The organism is Arthrobacter castelli DSM 16402 (assembly GCF_000430705.1).
GTDB classification, from domain to species: domain Bacteria; phylum Actinomycetota; class Actinomycetes; order Actinomycetales; family Micrococcaceae; genus Arthrobacter_C; species Arthrobacter_C castelli.
Map to the genome: position 1 here is coordinate 1 of NZ_AUMN01000009.1, position 17936 is coordinate 17936.

Annotated in this window: 16 protein-coding genes and 1 pseudogene; 4 read left to right on the forward strand and 13 right to left on the reverse strand. The window is 64.9% G+C overall.

What is annotated here, in order from left to right:
- The 6 genes and pseudogenes from H535_RS24890 to H535_RS0111050 form a co-directional block, all read right to left on the reverse strand.
- On the reverse strand, nt 1–305 hold a 305-nt coding region (locus tag H535_RS24890), incomplete at its 3' end, for a helix-turn-helix domain-containing protein (RefSeq protein ID WP_155838660.1).
- 46 nt (nt 306–351) lie between these two features.
- Nucleotides 352–624: pseudogene (locus H535_RS0111030) on the reverse strand (hypothetical protein); the annotation flags it as partial.
- A gap of 159 nt (nt 625–783) precedes the next feature.
- A complete protein-coding gene (locus H535_RS0111035) occupies nt 784–2310 on the reverse strand; it encodes an Abi family protein (RefSeq protein WP_026819592.1) in 1527 nt (508 codons plus the stop codon).
- A gap of 388 nt (nt 2311–2698) precedes the next feature.
- Nucleotides 2699–5518, reverse strand: a complete 2820-nt coding sequence (gene acnA / locus H535_RS0111040) for an aconitate hydratase AcnA (protein ID WP_026819593.1) — start codon at nt 5516–5518, stop codon at nt 2699–2701.
- Between the two features lie 172 nt (nt 5519–5690).
- Nucleotides 5691–7037 (reverse strand): class I SAM-dependent RNA methyltransferase, encoded by a 1347-nt coding sequence (locus H535_RS0111045; RefSeq protein WP_026819594.1) that lies wholly within the window; start codon nt 7035–7037, stop codon nt 5691–5693.
- Complete coding sequence (locus tag H535_RS0111050; RefSeq protein ID WP_026819595.1) at nt 7034–9019, reverse strand: APC family permease; 1986 nt, start codon at nt 9017–9019, stop codon at nt 7034–7036. The genes H535_RS0111045 and H535_RS0111050 overlap by 4 nt, the downstream gene beginning before the upstream one ends.
- A gap of 166 nt (nt 9020–9185) precedes the next feature.
- On the opposite strand from H535_RS0111050, the gene H535_RS0111055 reads away from it, so the two are divergent.
- Nucleotides 9186–9860 carry a potassium channel family protein gene (locus tag H535_RS0111055; RefSeq protein ID WP_026819596.1) on the forward strand — a complete coding sequence of 225 codons (675 nt, stop codon included), beginning with the start codon at nt 9186–9188 and terminating at the stop codon, nt 9858–9860.
- Nucleotides 9857–10528, forward strand: coding sequence for a potassium channel family protein (locus H535_RS24895; protein ID WP_035769282.1), 672 nt, complete (start codon nt 9857–9859; stop codon nt 10526–10528). The genes H535_RS0111055 and H535_RS24895 overlap by 4 nt, the downstream gene beginning before the upstream one ends.
- Here the strand turns inward: H535_RS24895 and H535_RS24900 are convergent.
- The 4 genes from H535_RS24900 to dut are packed head-to-tail and all read right to left on the reverse strand — an operon-like array spanning nt 10525 to nt 12905.
- Nucleotides 10525–11307, reverse strand: a complete 783-nt coding sequence (locus tag H535_RS24900) for a DUF3159 domain-containing protein (protein WP_051299093.1) — start codon at nt 11305–11307, stop codon at nt 10525–10527. The genes H535_RS24895 and H535_RS24900 overlap by 4 nt on opposite strands.
- The gene (locus H535_RS0111070) at nt 11307–11654 is read right to left on the reverse strand and encodes a single stranded DNA-binding domain-containing protein (protein ID WP_051299059.1); all 348 of its coding nucleotides are present in this window, start codon (nt 11652–11654) and stop codon (nt 11307–11309) included. Before H535_RS0111070 ends, H535_RS24900 begins: the two co-directional genes overlap by 1 nt.
- Nucleotides 11647–12378, reverse strand: coding sequence for a DUF3710 domain-containing protein (locus tag H535_RS0111075; protein ID WP_026819598.1), 732 nt, complete (start codon nt 12376–12378; stop codon nt 11647–11649). The genes H535_RS0111070 and H535_RS0111075 overlap by 8 nt, the downstream gene beginning before the upstream one ends.
- A gap of 53 nt (nt 12379–12431) precedes the next feature.
- On the reverse strand, nt 12432–12905 hold the full coding sequence (dut, locus tag H535_RS0111080; RefSeq protein ID WP_026819599.1) for a dUTP diphosphatase: 474 nt from the start codon (nt 12903–12905) through the stop codon (nt 12432–12434).
- A 307-nt stretch (nt 12906–13212) separates the two neighbouring features.
- On the opposite strand from dut, the gene H535_RS0111085 reads away from it, so the two are divergent.
- Both H535_RS0111085 and sepH read left to right on the forward strand, forming a co-directional pair.
- A complete protein-coding gene (locus tag H535_RS0111085) occupies nt 13213–13719 on the forward strand; it encodes a DUF3093 domain-containing protein (protein ID WP_026819600.1) in 507 nt (168 codons plus the stop codon).
- Between the two features lie 155 nt (nt 13720–13874).
- Nucleotides 13875–15185 (forward strand): septation protein SepH, encoded by a 1311-nt coding sequence (gene sepH, locus H535_RS0111090; protein ID WP_026819601.1) that lies wholly within the window; start codon nt 13875–13877, stop codon nt 15183–15185.
- An 80-nt stretch (nt 15186–15265) separates the two neighbouring features.
- On the opposite strand, the gene H535_RS24905 is transcribed toward sepH, so the two are convergent.
- Genes H535_RS24905 through H535_RS24910 form a run of 3 tightly spaced genes read right to left on the reverse strand, consistent with a single transcriptional unit; the run spans nt 15266 to nt 17927 of the window.
- Nucleotides 15266–16036, reverse strand: a complete 771-nt coding sequence (locus H535_RS24905) for a thymidine kinase (protein WP_051299061.1) — start codon at nt 16034–16036, stop codon at nt 15266–15268.
- The gene (locus H535_RS0111100) at nt 16029–17234 is read right to left on the reverse strand and encodes an alkaline phosphatase family protein (RefSeq protein WP_026819602.1); all 1206 of its coding nucleotides are present in this window, start codon (nt 17232–17234) and stop codon (nt 16029–16031) included. The genes H535_RS24905 and H535_RS0111100 overlap by 8 nt, the downstream gene beginning before the upstream one ends.
- Before the next feature lie 3 nt (nt 17235–17237).
- Nucleotides 17238–17927: a DUF5998 family protein gene (locus H535_RS24910; RefSeq protein ID WP_035769285.1), complete on the reverse strand. Its 690-nt coding sequence runs from the start codon at nt 17925–17927 to the stop codon at nt 17238–17240.
- Nucleotides 17928–17936 lie beyond the last annotated feature (9 nt).

The window sequence follows — 17936 nt, forward strand, 5'->3', positions numbered from 1 at the left end:
GTGGTCACCCGCACGATCTCCGCGACCGTCTCGTCCGGGATGGACGGCTTACGGCCCCGCCCTTTCTTGACCTTGCCCCAGTGCTTGAGCCCATCTGCGTCGAACGCGTCCCGCCAGGCACGCACCGTCATCGCGGAGACACCGTGTTCACGGGCGATGGTGCGGTTACCGACACCCTCGGCGGCCGCAAGGAGGACTCCGGCGCGGACCACCTCGCGGTGCGCGGCCGTGCTCGATCGGGCGACCCGCGTGAGGACTTCGCGGTCGGCCGGGGACATCATCAGAGGGGTTGCTGGAGCGGACATACTCCATTCTATCAACTCACGCTCTAACTATTTGCGTGACACACCACTAGCAGATCACCTCCGGTCTCGTTTGCGAGATGTCTACGAGAGGCACGCCGACAACGGCTGGTCGGTACTGCTTCTGCGCTACAAGTCGCTGCACGAGGCGGACGAACACGACCATGGCGACGAGCTCGACGAGGGTCGGGGCGACCACAACCAGCGGGGCGAGGTCGAACGCGGCGGGCAGGGCGAGGACAAGCGGGGGCACGACGAGCGAGTTCCGGGTAGCGCCGCTGAACACGACCGCGCGCCTGCCGGGCACGTCGAGGCCGGCCATATGGCTGGCAAACACACCCCCACCGGCAGGTCGTCACCGGCACCCCGGAGCAGCTCACCGCGCTCAACATCGGCTAGTCGCTGGAGCCGATCCAGTGCCCGTCTTGCACATCGCCCAGTCGATCTCGCGTTTCAATGCCTCCAGGACATGCCCCAGGAGCTAACTCCGCGCCGGCGCAACGAAACTGCTCGTCGCACCGCATTCCTCGACCGCCGCTTCGAAGTCCTGCTCGGAGACTGAATACAACAAGTCGACGGGCGATTGATCCGAGCCGTCCGAATCCTTCGGCAGTCCACGATGCGGCGTCTGCCACCAGTCCAGCAGCGCCGCGGCGAGTTGCGTTGGATCCACGTCTTCGCAAGCAGCGGCCAACGCCTTGTTGATCTCCGCGAGAGCGTCGATGATCTTGCCGTCGCGGAACTGGAAAGCGGGATAGTGCCTGGTTTTCCCGAGCTCAACCTCGATCACGACTCGGTATTTGAGATAGGTCCGCAGCAGGCTGCGCTGGGCCGCCTTCATCGCCCGCGCCGCCTCCTCCGGGGTCCGATAATGCTCGGTCCCAGCGACCTCTGCCCGGGTCAGCGCGGCTCGCGTCTCGACTGCCGTCCACCACTTGGCGCGGTCGAGCAGGCTCGCCGTCAGCATGGGCGAGGGATCGAGCGAGAAGGCCCGGTCCCAGGTCGGGCTGCTCCGCCAGTCGTCGGGGAACCCGAGTTGGGTCATGGAGAATCCGATCTCGTTCGACCTGGCCTCGATGAGGTCGGCGAGGTCGATGACGTCGGACCGTTCAGGCGCGATGCTCAGCACCAGGTGGCGCAGGATAAGCAGCACGCCGTACAGCCGATTGTTAACGCCCTCCTCGACGAGCGGGGCCAGGATGTCGCCCGCGTCCGCGCGCGCCTGCCCCGGCGCGTCGATGACCACGTCGAAGCTGCGGTTCCACAGGCGGCCGTAGTGCGCGCAGATATTCCGGACGTTCCGGAGGTTATTGAGCCAGTTGCTCAAAGCACCGCGGTCGCCCTTGCCGTCGGCGGTGCTGATGTGAAACCGCGCTGCAAGGATCTCCTGATCGGCCTGGGTCATCAGGTCGTAGAGGCCGCTCAGGACACCGAAAGACATCACCTCCGTGGCCACCCAGATCGGCAGGTGCGGACCGTAGGTCTCGCGGAAATGCACGACGAAGTCGCCCCGTGCACGCTTCTCGTGACGCTCGTACTCCTTGAGCCATTCGCGGTAGGCAGTGGTCGGCTCGGGTGGCGCGCCCGGGTCCGCTGGCCGGAGCGCGCCGAGCTTCTCGGGACGCCGATGGGCGAACCGGTCACTCCTTCCGAGTCGGTGGCCGACGTGGAACCGGAACGATGTCTCGACCATGCTGATGATGTCGCCAAGACGGGTCCGCAGCTCGTGGTCGAACTCGTAGAGGGCGACCACGTGGGCCATGCTCGTGCCGGGCACGAACGAGTCCAGGCGGATCTCACGGCCGTCCTTGTCGAAACGATCCGCGGGAGGCTTGGGTCGAGCTCGGTGGAGGTGCCAGTATCCCGACAGCCGGTAGTAGCCGTAGCGCTCGAGGACGCCCGAAGCGAAAGTGCCTGTTCCGCAGTCCATGCCTCGCCCGCGCAGCCGCCTGATCTGTTCGGGGATCGTCAGGAACGGCTTGGCGTAGGTGCTCTCCGGCGTGCTCATGTGCTTATCGTCCTCGCGTCCCCGGCGCGGGGCAGAAAGAGAACAGGCCCGCGTCTCATCTAGAGAAGCGGACCTGTCGTGTTGGTACAAGCATACGGGGTCGCTGCACATGGGTCAAACGAACGGAGGAGGACCACTTCACGAGTCGTCGAGGCTCGCCTGGCCCAAGGGTTAGCCGGGCTCTGAACTGGGGATGAAGAGCGGTCGTGCACCTGTGAGACATCGGCATCCCCGACGACTGGGCCGACGACTCGTTCTGGTGTCGACACCTCGACTGAGCCATAGACACATACGCTCCGCCAGGCCGAAGCCTGACGGAGCGTATGTGTGAGACGCTGGAACTAGACACGGTCGGGCGTGTCAGGTTCTTTTATTCGAGCGGTTTAGCTCAACTACCGGCAAGTTGCCGAAGCACGTACTGCAGGATGCCTCCGTTGCGGTAGTAGTCGGCCTCGCCGGGGGTGTCGATGCGCAGGTCGGCGTCGAAGGAAACGGGTTGGCCGCTGGTGCCGGTGGCGGTAACCTTCAGGCTCGCCGGGGTGGTCCCGTCGTTCATCGCGGTGACGCCTTCGACACGGAAGGCCTCGGTCCCGTCCAGGCCGAGCGAATCAGCACTCTGCCCGGCAGGGAACTGCAACGGCAACACACCCATGCCGATCAGGTTGGAGCGGTGGATCCGTTCGAAACTCTCGGCGATCACGGCCTTGACCCCCAGCAGGGCGGTGCCCTTCGCCGCCCAGTCACGGGACGAGCCCGAACCGTATTCCTTCCCGGCCAACACCACCAGCGGTGTACCGGCGGCTTGGTAATTCTGCGCCGCGTCATAAATACTGGATTGCTCGCCATCGCGGGTGAAGTCGCGGGTGTATCCACCCTCGACCCCGTCCAGGAGCAGATTCTTCAACCGAATATTCGCGAACGTGCCACGGATCATCACCTCGTGGTTGCCGCGGCGGGACCCGTAGGAATTGAAGTCCTTGCGCGCCACCCCGTTGGCCAGCAAATACTGGCCGGCCGGGCTGTCCGACTTGAACGAACCGGCCGGGCTGATGTGGTCAGTGGTCACCGAATCGCCCAGCTTCGCCAGCACCCGCGCGCCGGCAATATCTTCAACCGGCTCCGGCTCGCGGCCCATGCCCTCGAAATACGGAGGCTTGCGCACATACGTCGAATCCGCATCCCACTCGAAGGTGTCCCCTTCGGGGGTGGGCAGCGCCTTCCACCGGTCATCGCCATCGAAGATCGACGCGTAACTGTTGGTGAACATCTCCTCATCAATCGAGGCATCCATCACCTTCGACACCTCCGACGGAGACGGCCAGATATCGGCCAGGAACACCTCCGCACCCTCGGCATCGGTGCCCAGCGGGTCGGCCTCGAAATCGAAGTCCATCGACCCGGCCAACGCGTAGGCAATCACCAGCGGCGGCGAAGCCAGGTAATTCATCTTCACGTCCGGATTAATCCGGCCCTCGAAGTTCCGATTACCGGAGAGCACCGAGGTCACCGCCAGATCATTATCGGCAATCGCCGACGAAATCTCCTCGGCCAACGGCCCCGAGTTACCAATACACGTGGTGCACCCATACCCCACCAGATAGAAGCCCAGCTTCTCCAGGTACGGGGTCAGCCCCGACTTCTCGTAATAATCGGTCACCACCTTCGACCCCGGAGCCACCGAGGTCTTCACCCACGGCTTCGAGGCCAGGCCCTTATCGACCGCGTTACGGGCCAGCACCGCCGCGGCCAGCATCACCGATGGATTCGAGGTATTCGTGCACGAAGTAATCGACGCGATCGAGACCGCACCATGATCAAGCTCAAACTCACCCCCATACTCCGTCTGCACGGCCACCGGCTTCGAAACCCGGCCCGCCGCCGACGCCGCAGCCGAAACCGTCGCCCGCGGCTGATCCTCCTGAACCTGATGCTCATGCGGGGTGAACGTCGGCGAATCCGAAGCCGGGAACGACTCCACCGACGCCTCATCAACCGTGCCGTAATGCTCATCGTGGTCGACGTAATGCTTCAAATCATCACGGAACTGCGCCTTCGCATCCGAGACCGCCACCCGGTCCTGCGGCCGCTTCGGCCCCGCAATCGAAGGCACCACCGTGGACAAATCCAACTCGAGATACTCCGAGTACTTCACCTCCGCATCCGGGTCGTGCCACATGCCCTGTTCCTTGGCGTAGGCCTCCACCAAGGCAATGTTGTCCTCCGACCGGCCGGTCAGCCGCAAATAGTCGAGGGTCACCTCATCGATCGGGAACATCGCCGCCGTCGAACCGAACTCCGGGCTCATATTGCCGATCGTCGCCCGGTTCGCCAACGGAACCTCAGCCACACCGGCACCATAGAACTCCACGAACTTACCCACCACACCGTGGGCACGCAGCATCTCGGTAATCGTCAACACCACATCCGTGGCCGTCGCACCGGCCGGGATCGCCCCCGAGAGCTTGAAACCAACCACCGGCGGAATCAACATCGACACCGGCTGGCCCAGCATCGCCGCCTCGGCCTCAATACCACCGACGCCCCAACCCAGCACGCCCAGGCCGTTGACCATCGTGGTATGCGAATCCGTGCCCACACAGGTATCCGGATATGCCCGCAACACCCCGTCCACCTCACGGGTCATCACCGTACGGGCCAAATACTCCAGATTCACCTGATGGACAATGCCCATCCCCGGAGGAACCACCTTGAAATCATCAAAGGCATCCTGGCCCCACCGCAAAAACTGGTACCGCTCACCATTGCGCCGATACTCCATCTCCATATTGCGCTCCAGCGCATCCTGATTACCGAACACATCGATCTGCACCGAGTGGTCAATCACCAACTCCGCCGGCGCCAACGGATTCACCTGCGAAGCCTCACCACCGAGCTCCTTAACCGCCTCACGCATCGTGGCCAGATCCACCACACACGGCACCCCGGTGAAGTCCTGCATAATCACCCGCGCCGGAGTGAACTGAATCTCCTTATCCGGTTCCGCCTCCGGATCCCAACCGGCCAACGCCCGCACATGATCGGCCGTAATATTCGCCCCGTCCTCGGTCCGCAGCAAATTTTCCAACAACACCTTCAAGCTAAAAGGCAGACTCGACGCACCCTCCACAGCACCAAGACGGAAAATCTCATACTCACTGCCAGCTACCTCGAGCACACCCCTGGACCCAAAACTGTCCACATCGCTCATCGCCGCGGCTCCTCTCGCCCTACCTCGAATCGGACCAAGGCTCAGCGCACCGGCGGCAGGAAACACCCGGCTGCGGACACGTTGGAGCCTCAGCTACTACTGCTTCCATCCTAACCGCACCGCATCTGCGGCCCTCCGAAAGAGGCCGAATATGGCGCGGACGTGACATACCTCACCGGCGATCCGGGGTCAGTACGGCAAATGTTTCAAGGTGGTGGGTGTTCGGATACAGGTCGAAGGCACGCAGTTGCGCCAGATTCCATCCGGCCCGGCGGAAGTACCCCAGGTCCCGGGCGAAGGAGGCCGGGTCGCAGGAGACGTAGCCGATCGCCTCAGGCCGGGCGCGGACCAGCGAGCGGACCACTTGCTTTCCGGCCCCGGTCCGCGGCGGGTCAAGCACCACCGCGTCCCATCCGGCCCCCCGTGATTGGAGCACCCGTTCCACCCGGCCCTGGACGATGTCCACGTGGCCGAATCCATGCAGGTTCCGCCGTGCATCGCGGCTGGTCCCGGCCGCTGCCTCCACGGACAGCACCGACCCGCTGTCCCCGACGGCGGTTGCCAGCGGCGCGGTGAAGAGCCCGGCCCCCGCATACAAGTCCGCAATCTGCGCCCCGGGTTGCGGGTCGAGCCCGGCCAGCACGGCACCCATCAACACGTCAGGGGCGCGGCGGTGCACTTGCCAGAACCCGTCCCCGGTCACCCTGTAATGATGGCCGCCTGCGCTCTCGGCGACCCAGCTGCGACCGCGCAGCCGGGTCAGTTTCCCGGATCCGTCGCCGGCGCCGCCGTCGGGCTCCCACAGAGCCACCGATGCGGCCTCCGGCAGCCGGCTTACGACGTCGTCGATCTTCTTCCGGCCCGTCCCCGGCCGGGGAATCAACAGGATCAATGGCCGGCTTCCGTTGCCCGGGGCGGCCACCTCGACCCGTTCGATGCCGGAAAAGTCCACTGCCCACAGCGTCAACTCCTCGATGGCGGCCAAGGCCAGCGGCATGGAGCGGATGGGGACGATGTCATTGGACCGGTGAGGGCGCATGCCCAGCCTGCCGGTGTCCGGCTCGACGGCGAAGGCGACCCGGGTGCGCCAGTGCATTCCGCCGCCCGAATCCGGGTCGGGGGCTTCGACCTCGGTGTGCCGTTCCACGCCACCCAGCCTGCGCAGTTGTTCGGTCAGCACGTCGGCCTTGAGCCGGCGCTGTGCGGCGATTTCGATGTGGCCGAATTCGGCCCCGCCCACCGGCTGGCGGCCAGCGCTTGCCGCCGCCAGCGCGTCGGCCGGCTTCCACGGATGTGCCACCCGCGCCGGCGAGGCATCGACGACGTCGACCACGTCCGCGCGCCAGAACCTGGCCTCGTCGGCAGCGTCGGTGAGCCGGATGCGGACCGTCTCCGAGGGCAGACCGTGGCGGACAAATATCACCCTGCCCTCGTGCCGGGCGACAAAGTGGCCGCCGTGGGCCACCGGCCCCAGCGTCACCGTGAGCAGCTCAGCTGCCGCCCGCTCCCCATCACTCATGTGGACCTCTCGTCGGGCTCATTGGGCACTGCGGCATCCGAGGAGGCCAGTTGCCACGGCACGCTGGCGACCATGACGCCCGGCTCGAAATGCAGTCTCGCCTTGATCCGCAGTGCTGTCTGGTTATGCACAAGTTGCTCCCACCAGCGGCCGACGACGTATTCGGGTATATAAACAACAATCAGGTCGCGGGGTGACTCGCGCCGCATGTTCTTGATGTAGTCGAGGATGGGCTCGATGGTTTCCCGGTACGGGGAGGCCAGCACGGTGATGGGGACCGGAATGTCGAGGCGCTGCCAGTCGGCCAGCGTGCGCTGGGTCTCCTCCGGATCCAAGTCGACGATGACGGCGTCCAGCTTGGACGGGCGCGATGCCCGGGCGAAAGCCAGCGCCCGCATCACCGGTTTGCGGACGTGGGACACCAGGATCACCGCATGTACGCGCGACGGCAAGGCCCGGGGGGCAGAGTCCTCGTCGAGGGCGAGTTCGCGGGCGACGTTCCGGTAGTGCCGGTGGATGCTGTACATAATCAGCCACAGCACAATGATGGCCAGCAGCGCGATCCACGCCCCGTACCGGAACTTGGTGACCAGTACGACGACGAGCACCACCGCCGTCAGGCATAACCCGGTCATGTTGATAGCACGCGACTTGATGATCCGCAGCCGCGCGGGCCTGCCGGCGGTCTTGGTCAGCTGGCGGTTCCAGTGGCGCACCATGCCCAGCTGGCTGGCGGTGAAGGAGACGAAGACACCGACGATGTACAGCTGGATCAAGGCGTTGACGTTGGCCCCGAAGGCCATCACCAGCACCAGGGCCGCCGCCGAGAGGGCCAGCACACCGTTGCTGAACGTCAACCGGTCGCCCCGGGTGCGCAGCTGTTTGGGCAGATACCCGTCTTTGGCCAGGATCGAGGCCAGCACCGGGAACGTCTTGAAGGCCGTGTTGGCGGCGACGATCAGGATGATGCCCGTGGCCGCGATAATCACGTAGAACCACAACGACCCGGGGCTGAAAATGGTCTCGGCCAGCTGGCTGATCGCCGGATGCTGCACGTATCCGGCAGGAACCGGCCCGCCATCGAGCCTCAACTGTTGAGCAGGATTGGCCACGACACGCAAGCCCGTCGCCCGGGCCAGGAACAGGATTGCGGTCAGCATGGCCGCGCCGATCAAACCGAGCAACAGCAGGGTGGTCGCCGCGTTCCGGCGCTTCGGTTTGCGGAAGCTGGGAACGCCGCTGCTGATCGTTTCCACGCCGGTCAGGGCCGCCGCGCCCGACGAGAAGGCCCGCAGCACCAGCAGGGCGCCGGCGAGACCCACCAGCCCGCTGTCCAACGCTGCGGCCGGAACGATGTCGAAACCGGCACTCGGCGCCCGCCCCAGCGATCCGGCCATGGCCTGGAAAAAGCCGACGGCGCACATCCCCACGATCGAGGCGATGAAAAAGTAGCTGGGAAATGCGAACAACCGCCCGGACTCCTGCAGCCCGCGCAGATTGGCCAACGCCAGCAACACGATGCCCGCGGCCGCGGCCCACACCTGAGATCCTTCGAGGGCAGGAACCGCTGTGACAAGGTACTGTGCGGCCGAGGAAATGGAGACGGCAACGGTCAACACATAATCGACCAGCAGCGCCGACGCCACGGTGATGCCCGCCGAACTTCCCAGGTTGGTTTTGGCGATCTCGTAGTCGCCACCGCCGGACGGGTAGGCGTAGACATTCTGCCGGTAGGATGCGACGACAATCAGCAGCACCGCGGCAACGGCAAGTCCCACCCACGGCGAAACGGCCACCGCGGTGACACCGGCGAGCGCAAGGGTGAGCAGGATCTCGTCCGGCGCGTAGGCCACCGAGGACAGCGCGTCGGAGGCAAACACCGGCAGCGCAATCCGCTTGGGCAGCAATGGCCGCTTCAGCCGCTCGTTGCCGAACGGCCGACCCACCAGCACGCGTTTCGCGGCATCGAAAAATGTCAGCACAGCCCTAAACGCTAACCCTTATAGTGCCCAATGTCATGATGGCAACCCGGCGCCGGCGACGTAACAGTGGCAGCCGTCTTGGGATTAGACTCTCAACGGATGCCCAAGTGCGCACGGTGGCTGCGGGGTGGAGAGCGAAATTGATGAATGGATTGGAGTGGCGGTCATGGCGCATTTTGTCATCATGGGATGCGGCCGCGTAGGAGTCAGCCTGGCCCATACTCTCGATGACTCCGGCCATACGGTAACCATCATCGACCAGGACGAACGGGCGTTCCGCCGCCTGCGCAGCAGCTTTTCCGGTGAACAGGTCACCGGGGTCGGGTTCGACCGCGACACGTTGCGGGAGGCGGGCATCGATCATGCCTATGCGTTTGCGGCAGTCTCCAGCGGGGACAATTCGAATATCCTGGCCACCCGGGTGGCCAGGGAAACGTTCCACGTGCCGCATGTGGTGGCCAGGATCTATGACTCCGGGCGGGCGGAGATTTACCAGCGCCTCGGGATCCCCACTGTCGCCGCGGTGAGGTGGAGCGCCGACCAGGTGCTGCGCCGGATCCTGCCGGAGCAAAGTATCGCCGGCGATTTCCGTGAGTCGTCCGGACGGCTGATCCTCGGCGAGGTCAATCCCGATGCCGGATGGATCGGCCACCCGCTCACCGCCATGGAGCATGCAACCGGCGCCCGGGTTGCCTACATCACCCGCTTCGGCGAGGGGACCCTTCCCAAGGCCGACACCAGCTATCAGCAGGGCGACATCGTGCACATGATGATGGATCTGCAGGCCAGCGAGGAGATCAGCCGCATCCTGTCCAAGCCACCGGTGGAGGAGTCAGAGTGAAAGTCGTCATTATTGGCGCCGGCAGTGTCGGCTCGTCCATTGCCCGCGAACTTGTGTCCCACCGGCACCAGGTGATGATGATCGACCAGAAACCCGAGCTGTCCGCGCGCGGCGACCTCGATGTGCAGTGGATGGTCGGCGATGCCTGCGAACTGTCCACGCTGCAGGAAGCCCAACTGGAGGAAGCCGACGTCGTCGTCTCAGCCACCGGCGACGACAAGGTCAATCTGGTGGTCTCTTTGCTGGCGAAGTCGGAATTCGGGGTCTCCCGGACCGTTGGCCGGGTCAATAATCCGAAGAACGGGTGGATGTTCGACGATTCCTGGGGCGTCGACGTCGCCGTCAATACTCCCCGGCTGATGACCGCCCTGGTGGAGGAAGCCGTGGAGATCGGCGACCTGGTCCGGTTGCTGACCCTCCAGACAGGTGTCTCAACGCTTGTTGAATTCACAGTTCCCGAGGGTGCGGACCTGGTGGGACGGACGGTGGCCGCCATTGAGTGGCCGCAGGACGCCGTCCTGGTCGCCATCCTGCGCGACGACGTGCCGATAACGCCCAGCCAGGATGACGTGCTTGAGGCCGGCGATGAATTGTTCTTCGTCACCACGATCGCCGCTGAGGACGAGCTGCGGCAGTTGCTCTCTGAGCAGCGACGCTTGGAAAACTAGGACAGCCGCTGTTCCGGGTGGTCGGTCTGTTGCTGGCGGTCGACTACCTCTTTGGGCCGCGAGATCATCCAGGCCACCCACAGGCCCAAAGCGTAGAGCGGGACCCCCATGATCAGCCGGGTGGTGCCGAGGGCCACAAGTGCCTCGGAAAAGTACAACGGCACCTGCACCATCAGGCGCAGCGCCAGCACCGCCATAATCACCACGGTGGCCAGGTGGTACACCCGTCGCCGGGCCGGGTCCTTCTGCCAGTGCAGCCCCTCGCCCCGGATGAACCCGAACAGCAGACCGGCCACCGGCCAGCGCACCGCCATCGAAATCAGCATCCCGGCGATGTAGGCGCTGTTGGTGATGAAACCGACGACGTAGAAATCTTCTGCCTGGCCGGTGCTGTTGGCGACCAGGGCGCAGATTCCGACGCCGATCAATCCGGAAAACGCCTGCGTGACGGTGGTGCGCTGGATCAGCCGGGCGATGGTGAAGACCGCTGCGCTGGCCAGCGACGCGATCAACGAGACCTGCAGGTCGGAAATGGCCGTGAACAGCACCAGGAAGACCAGTCCGGGCAGAATCGCCTCGATCAGTCCCCTGACACCGCCCACCGACTTGAGCACGTCGATCTGGCCGTCGCTGCGGCGCTCAATTCCGGACTGGGCAGCATAGCTTCCGGCGACGTCGGCCAGCGACGGTTCCTTCGGCTGCTGTGTACCGTCGTCGGGCGAGCCGTCGTCGAGCCGGCCGTCGGCGTTCCGGTCCCCGTCTTCGGCGGGCTTGCTCATCATCGGCTTTCCTGACTGGAGATAATTTCGTAACGCGGGTTGTAAATGGTCGGCATGCCGTCAGCGGCCGAAACCATTCCTTCAAGCTTGAGGGTTGTGCCAGCGGCGATCCCCGGAATCTGCCGCTGTCCGATCCAAATCAACCGTAACCGCCCGGCGCCGGAGGACCGGCGTGGCCCGGTATGCCCGGTATCCGCACCGGAGCGGAGCGGAGCTTTCGTCTGCACCGACCCGCCCGTATCGGGTTGCCGCACCACAATTGCGGAGAACGACGGCGGCGCAGACGCCGGCGGGACGGTGATCGAATCGATCACGCCCAGGAACACGGCACGGGAGTGTTCAGCCAATGTGGGTGATTTCGGGACCACGCTTGAACCGGTCCTCCGGTGTCGGCTCCGCCGGTTTGTCTGCCGGCACGTGCCCCTCAGCATCCGTGACGGCATCCTTGGGCAGCCGCAATGGCAGCAGGTCACGCGGCGGCAGCGGGTTCTCGCCGCGGATGACGACCGCAGAGCGGAACAACCGTTCCAGGTTCTCGGCCTTCTCGCGGTCCAGGGCGGCGTCCCCTCCGAACACCCCGCGCAGGAACCAGCGCGGGCCATCGAATCCGATGAAACGTGCCACGCGGTAGCCGCGCTTTCCGTCGGAAGTTTCGGCGGGCAGCTTGGCCACAACTTCCTGGCCGAACCGTCCTTTTACTTCTTCGACGGTGCCGCCTTGCGACCCCACCGATGAGGCAATCTGGCCGCGGATTTCATCCCACAACCCTTCCGAACGGGGCGCGGCGAACGCTTGCAACTGCAGGCTGGAACCGTGCAGGTCCAGGGTCAGGGCCACCACCCGTTTGGTCCGTTCCTCCACTTCCAGCCGAAGCTGCAGCCCTTCAGTGGGGGGAACCAGTATGGAGCCGAGGTCCACATAACCATCATGGCTTCCGATCTCCTCCGCGTCGTAGGGACCGTTCGGTTCCGTATCGGCCTGCGATGGTTCATCGGCAGCCTCTTCGGTGGCGGGGGCCTCTTCCGTTGCCTCTACGGCTTCTTCTTTCTTCTTCCGGCGCCCGAATGCCATGACTGGGTTCCTCTCATTGGTGGTGTGGCTTGCGTCAACGGCGGCGCAACACGTTAGTGCGCCGCGAAACCGCCAGTGGATCCGAACCCGCCCGCGCCGCGCACCGAGCCGGGCAGTTCGTCCACCAGATGGAATCTTGCCTGTTCCACCCGTTGAATAACCATTTGTGCAATTCTATCGCCGCGGTCCAACTTGATGGGTTCCTGCCGGTCGGTATTGAGCAAGGTCACCGAAATCTCGCCCCTGTATCCGGCGTCCACGGTGCCGGGAGCATTAACAATCGTCAGGCCGAGCCGGGTGGCCAGGCCGGAACGGGGATGAATCAGCGCCACGTAGCCGGCCGGCAGGGCAATCGCCACACCGGTGGGGACCAAGGCCCGCTCGCCCGGGGCCAACTCAACATCCTGCCGTGTCCTCAGATCCGCTCCGGCATCACCGGGATGCGCGTAACTGGGCGGCTCCAGGTCCGGATCGAGCAGTTGCAGCTCAATATCGAGGGGCGATTCCCCCGGCTGTCGTTGATCCACGTCTCTCTCCTGCTGTTGGCGTTGGGTCAGCTCATCACTGTAGCCTTTCCGGCTGAACGTCCACGCAGTCCTGCGACCCTGCACGGTTACAGCCTGCTGGCGTCGAGTGGTCATTTTCTGCCGGAATCGCGACGGTTGGACACTATCCCTCCATTTCGACCCAGCCATTCCGGCACTTATCGTCCTACCGGCGGGCGCGGACTGCGCAAGGCCAGAGCACGGGCCGCGCCGGGCCGGACCGTGAGCAGGGGCCGCATTCACGACGGCCGGAGGTGAAATGGTCCGGCAAAGATGAAAAGCTGGCCCTATGTCAGATTCTTCCCCGCCGACCGGATCCGCGCCGCCGGCGGCCGAGCCTCTCTACCGCGAAAAGATGTGGCCCGCGCCGTGGATATGGGTGGTGGTCCTCGGATTCTCCGGAGCAGGAATATTCATCTTCGCTCCGATCAGCATCTCCGCCGGCATCACTGCCGCCATCGTACTCCTGGTGATCGTCAGCGCGCTGCTGATCCTGTCCACCCCGACCATCGTGGTCACGGAACAGACCGTGCAGGTGGGCCGGGCAGTTATCGAGCGCCGCTTTGTCGGCACTGTTGAGAGCTTCACCGGCAGTGAGGCCACCGAGCAGCGGGGTACTAAACTACACGGGTTGGCGTATGTGTGTATCCGGGGGTGGATCAGTCCCGTCGTCAGGATCGAGATCACCGACGAATCCGACCCGACTCCGTACTGGCTGGCCTCCACACGGCGGCCGCGACAACTGGCCGCGGTGGTATCCGGCCGGCGGACGGGAACGTCGACGCCCGAATCCTGACCTGGGTTCTTCGGCGTGGCGGATCCACCGTTGGTCCCCGTGGCGGATCGGCACGGAAACAGCGGCACATCAGCGCCACGCCCGCGTGGTAGTAGGAAAAACGGACCCACGATGGCACAGTTTATGCAGGAGTATATGTCTGGCGGAGGTAAGTAATGCAGGATCTACGGCTGGTGGGTGTTCACGATGGTGGTGAACATCTGCTCTTGAGCGGCGCCGGCGGCGACATTTATCGGCTGCGTATCGATGAAGCGTTGCGGGTCGCTGCCTCCAGGAACCCGCAGCGCTTTGGGGCGTCCGGCCCCGCGCCTGCCAACTCCAGACCCCGGCCAACGGAGCCGGTGGTCAGCATGTCTCCGCGCGATATCCAGTCCCGCATCCGTGCCGGTGCCACGGCCGAGGAAGTCGCTTCCGAATCCGGGCTGGACCTGGCGCGCGTTGAACGCTATGAGGGACCGGTGCAGGCTGAGCGCGACCACACGGCGCAGCAGGCGCAAAAGGTGGAGGTCGCCGCTGCGCTGCCGAACAACGACGGCTACCGCTCCGCCTTCGGCGATAATCCGGCCAGTCTCGGAGAGATGGTCGCACACCGCTTGACCGCCTTTGGCCTGGATTCCGGTTCCGTCGACTGGGATGCCTGGCGGCGTCCCGACGGGGCATGGGATGTCGTGGCGCACTTCGAGGCAACGTCCGATGCGGCTGCCGGCATTGGTGAGCAGCCGCCGGCCCAATGGATTTTCAACCCCGTGCGCAAGACGTTGCACAACAGCAACCGCTGGGCTCAGGTGCTCAGCGAACTCGAGCCCATGGACGGTCCTGTTCCGGCACGGCGGTTGTCTGCAGTGGCCGATCGGGTGTTCGATTTCGAGGCCGAGCAGGACGAAGCGACCGAGGCACAGGCCGACGAGGATCCGGAGTCCTCATCGGCCGATCCGGGCAATCTGCTGGATGTCTTGCGGTCACGGCGCGGCCAGCGCATCGGCGCCGACGAAGAGGGCGACGACGCCTTGGCCATGATGCTCAGCCGCGGCGGGGGTGTGCCCGCGGCCCACCCCAGGGATGAAGAAGCGGCCGACGCGGACGCTTCCGAACGGGACGACTCCGCTACGGCTCCCGCCTTGAGCCTCGCACCGGCATATACCGCCGCTGACGACGAGGGCAACCATCAGTTGCATGACGGCGTCAGCGACGAAACCAGCGAGATCACCATTTCCGGAGCGCCAAAGCAGGAAGACGACGTCGACGGCGGCAGCCAGAGCGCTGTCGACGGCCACGACGCCGCCGACAGCCACGGCGGCGACGGCAGCCGGGACGGGGATCCGGACGCCGGCCGCGCCGCTGCACAGCCGGCTGCAGCTGACGAGGATCCGGCAGTGTCCGAGGCGGCAGACAGGAAGCAGAACAAGCAAAAACGCTCCAGCGTTCCCAGCTGGGACGAAATCGTGTTTGGCACCAAAGGCGACTGAATCTGTCCTGGAACGCCCCGGGTTGAAAAAGCCCCGGGCCAGCGGATGGCAACTGCGAAGCTCGCCCGCGCCTGAGTCCGCTAAGCCCGGGCGTCACGCCGTATAGTGGGCAGACGCGGACTGAGGGCGCAGGAATCGAATGGCAGCACCTGGTCCGTCTCGGCCATGACATTGGCCTGATGAGCCGTCACGCGGCGCATGTAGTGCCGCCGGCATAATGTCTCGTACCCGGTCACCGGCCCGCCATCTGCGAGGTCATCGAGTCCGGCGCCGGACAACACCTCCTGCTGCAGCGGTTCCTCTCCCCCGACCGACCAGTCTGACGTGACATCGCCTACCACCACCTGATCGCCTTCGACCACCATCACGCCATCAACCGTGCGGGCATTGTGGGTGGCTCGCCGCCCGCACCAGCACAAGGCTTCGACCTGGAGCACCTGCACCCGGTCGGAGAGTTCGATCAGGCGCTGCGACCCGGGAAAGAGCCGCGTGCGGAAGTCGGAGGTGATCCCGAAGGCGAAGACGTCCACGTCCATCTCGTCGACCAGCCGTGCCAACTGCTCCACCTGCTGCGCAGTATAGAACTGCGCCTCGTCGCAGATCAGGTAATCGACGGACCCGCCGGCGGTGCGGCTGCGAACCACCTCATCCCAAAAGTCAGTGGTTGCCACCACCTCGACGGCGTCGGTACGCAGTCCCAGCCGGCTGGTGATCTTCGATTCCCCGGCCCGGTCGCGGCAGCTGAACAGCATCCCGCCGCGGCCGCGGGCTCGATGGTTGTAGTCCATTTGCAGTGCCAGCGTCGACTTTCCGCAATCCATGGTTCCGGAGAAGAAAACCAGCTCAGCCACGTACAGCCTTTCCTGCTCCTGCACGCCTGGCGGCGGTGCCGGCCACTTCGATATCCAGCATCGGAACATGACGCTCCGCCCGCGTCAGTGAACCGTGCTGGCCCACAACCTCCATGGCCGCAGAACGCACCCGGCGGGTGTCGTAGAAAGCCACCGGTTCCCGCGCAGCGACCAGCACGTCGCCGATCCGGGGCAACACCGTCCTGCTCACGGTGTCGCCGAAATACCCCGCACTGACGGCCTCGTCCCGGGTCATGATCCACGCCTGGTGTCCATGGGCGGCTGACCAGGCCTCGATCAGCGCCGCCCGGGTCCGTTCGGTGGCGTCGGGTTCCAGGTACAGGTGCACCATCCGGGGTTCGCCTCCGGTATGCCGCACACCCTGGATCAATGATCCCTGCGTCGAATAGTCATACCGGTTCGATTCGGGCACATCGACCATTCCGTGGTCGGCGGTGAGCAGCAGCCTGGTCCCTGCCGGCAATTGGCTGCTTAACCGCCGCATGGCCCCGTCCAGTTCTTCCAACTCGTACTCCCACTCGGGCGAGCCGCAACCGTAGCGGTGTCCGGCCCGGTCCAGTTCGTTGAAGTAGAGGTACATCAGCATCCGCCGGTTCGACGCCATCGCCTCGGCGGCCACCGCCGTCTTGGCGTGGGTGGACCTCGCCGGAAGGAATGTTCCCCCACGCAGAGCTGCCCGGGTCATGGCCGATTCAGCGAACTTCGGCAGGCTCACAGTGGCGACAGGAACCTCGGATTCGACCTGTTCGAATACGGTGCGGTGCGGCTGCCAGGTCAGTGGATCGACGCGTCGGTCCCAGCCGCCGAGCATATTGACGACCTTGTCCTGTTCGGGATCCAGCACGTCGTAACCGACCATTCCATGTGCGCCGGGGACCTGTCCGGTGCCCAGCGATGCCAGCGACGTGGCCGTGGTGGAGGGAAACGCCGAGGACAAAGTCGGCGCCGAGTCCGCCGCACGGCGCAGGAACGGTGCGTGCCCCCCGGCGGCCTTGAGCAATGCGGAGCCAAGTCCATCGACCAGCACCACGCAGATCCGATCCGCGGGCCGGTACGACAGTTGATTGGTGAATCCGGAAATACCCATGGCGGCGGCGGCACTGGTCAGTACTTCTGTCACCGAGTTCCGCCCGTAGGCCGGTGCGGCAGGCAGCGGCTGGGCGGGCGAAGAGCTCATCCGCTACCGCTGGTGGTGGCCGCGCGCAGCCCGTCCGCCGAGATTCGTCAATCGCGCCCTGGGCTGGTCCATTCCGGCCTGCTCGGTGCGGGGCACGGGTGAACCGCTGGTATTAGCCCTGCGCAGCGCCCGGGCGAACGACTTGGCATTCTCCACCGCATTGGTGCCGTCTGCTTCTTCGCTGACGCGCATCACAATGTCTTCCTGGGCAATCGTGCCCGTGTAGCCATGATCCGCTTCGCACTCCGGATCTCCGCAACTGGCCGGGCCCATGTCGATGCGTTGACCACCGGACCAGGCAATGGCCAGCGTCAGCTCACGGACCGGATCCGAGGGCTGGTAGTTCTGCGGCTGCGTGTAAAGGTAGCTCAATACCACCGAACGGATCTGGGTGACCGGAACGGATTCGGTTGATATCTGAGCGACCACCTGGTCCCCGTCGTCGTCGAGCTGCTGGTCGTCGACATGGGTGATGACCATCATGTCAGCCGTCAGCACCAGCACCGTAATGTGCCGGTGGACCTCGGTCCTGTCGAAATGGGTCTCCAGATGGACCAGATGTGACAGCGGTTCCCGCTCATCCAATGCATCCTGGACCACGTCGGCGACCATGCGGGGATAAAACCCTGCCTGCTGCAGCGAGGTGTCCAGCCGTTGCGCTTCATCGTCAGTGGTACTGCGCGAGTCAGTCATATCCCCCAG